We start from the raw sequence: 1643 nt of genomic DNA, 5'->3' as shown, positions 1-1643 counted from the left end.
AAATTAAAGTCCTCTTTAATAGCTTCTCCATTTTTTGCGAAGATATCCCAAGTGTGTTCTATTTTTATACTTTGTCCTTCATACTCAATAGCTTTAAAAGATGAAAAATCTTTAACCTCTTCACCTTCTTTTGCAAAAAAAGCAATAACGTCTTCACCTTTAAACAACGCTTGATTATGTTTTAAATTCTTAACAACTTCAACGACTTCTGTATTTGGTAAAAAAGAAGCATTGATCATAATGTTTTCTTCCATTTCCACCATTGGATACTTACTCGATAAATAATCCTCTGTTACTGTAGTGGTCGTATATTCTAAATATGACTCCCATTTTTGTCGAATAGTTAAAATACCAACTCTGATATCTGCAACAGGTCTTGTATAAGTAAATGGCAAGAGATTGTTGCGATAAGGGCCATCAAATAAAATATAGTTCATTTGTTTTGAATTTATGTAAAAATAAAAAAGCCTTTCTACTAAAGAAAGGCTTTTTACTAAATATCTATTGGCTTAAGCTTATTTCTTAAACTTAGCGTATTTGTTTTTGAATTTGTCAATACGACCAGCTGTATCCACTAGTTTAGATTTACCAGTGTAATAAGGATGTGATGTCCTAGAAATTTCCAATTTAACTAATGGATATTCAACACCATCAACTTCAATAGTCTCATTTGTATCTGCTGTAGACTTGCTTAAAAAAACATCTTCGTTTGACATATCTTTAAACGCTACTACTCTATAATTTTCTGGATGTATTCCTGCTTTCATCACTAAATGCTTTAAATAAATGCTATTTTTTCGAGGTGCAAATTTAAGTATTTTTTATAAATGTACAATCTTTTTAATAAGTTTTTATTTTAGGTAAATAAATGTAACAAATCGCTATCTTTGAGTACTAACTAGTCAATTAACTAAAAAATCAACTAAATTATGGAACACGAAACTGCACCTATTAAACCAATTGCATATAAGTATGGCTTATATTCTGCATTAGCTAGCATTATTGTACTTGTCATTATGTATGTCGCGAGTATGGATAAAAGCTGGATATTATCGAGTATTAGCTTTGTCGTAGGAGTATTAATATTAATATACGGTATCAAAGAATATAAGTTGAACAATGCTAATGTACTTAGCGTTGGGCAAGCCGTAAAGGTAGGATTAGCTATAGCAGTTATAGGTGGAGTTATCACCGCCATCTATTCTTATGTTCATTACGAATTTATTTATCCTGAATTCATTGAAATGCAAAAGGAAACAGCCTATCAACAAATGACAGAGCAAAATCCTAATATGACACAAGAGCAAGTAGACCAAGCTATGGAAATTAGTGGTATGTTTATGAGTTCTGGCTTCTTTAGTTTAATGTCAATTATTGGATCTTTAGTTTTTGGCTTAATCGTATCCTTAGTAGCAGGGTTAATAATGAGAAGCGATAGATAATCAACTAAATTTATTTCTCTTATTTTTGAAGTCTAAGAATTAGACAACAATTATGAATATATCAGTAGTAATACCACTACTTAACGAAGAAGAATCTTTAAAAGAATTACACGATTGGATTGTATCAGTGATGCAATCCAATTCGTTTTCATATGAAATTCTTTTTATAGACGACGGCAGTACTGATAGCTCTTGGGAAGT

At 30.7% G+C, this 1643-nt stretch carries 4 protein-coding genes; 2 read left to right on the top strand and 2 right to left on the bottom strand.

Going from position 1 to position 1643, the window contains the following annotated elements; translation table 11 throughout:
* Together ACTG3Y_RS13515 and ACTG3Y_RS13510 are read right to left on the bottom strand one after the other, a co-directional pair.
* Nucleotides 1–437: putative sugar nucleotidyl transferase (locus ACTG3Y_RS13515; RefSeq protein WP_439153444.1), on the bottom strand; the 437-nt coding region annotated here is incomplete at its 3' end.
* Between the two features lie 78 nt (nt 438–515).
* Nucleotides 516–767 (bottom strand): type B 50S ribosomal protein L31, encoded by a 252-nt coding sequence (locus ACTG3Y_RS13510; RefSeq protein ID WP_439153443.1) that lies wholly within the window; start codon nt 765–767, stop codon nt 516–518.
* A 162-nt stretch (nt 768–929) separates the two neighbouring features.
* Here ACTG3Y_RS13510 and ACTG3Y_RS13505 point away from each other — a divergent pair, with 162 nt between their 5' ends.
* Nucleotides 930–1442, top strand: a complete 513-nt coding sequence (locus tag ACTG3Y_RS13505) for a DUF4199 domain-containing protein (protein ID WP_439153442.1) — start codon at nt 930–932, stop codon at nt 1440–1442.
* Between the two features lie 52 nt (nt 1443–1494).
* The coding region (locus ACTG3Y_RS13500) for a glycosyltransferase (RefSeq protein WP_439153445.1) at nt 1495–1643 on the top strand (149 nt) is incomplete at its 3' end.

Source organism: Winogradskyella sp., from assembly GCF_965656915.1.
In the GTDB taxonomy this organism is placed as follows: Bacteria; Bacteroidota; Bacteroidia; order Flavobacteriales; family Flavobacteriaceae; genus Winogradskyella.
Note: the sequence above shows the minus strand (reverse complement) of the source record. Positions and strands in the feature narration are given on the sequence as shown.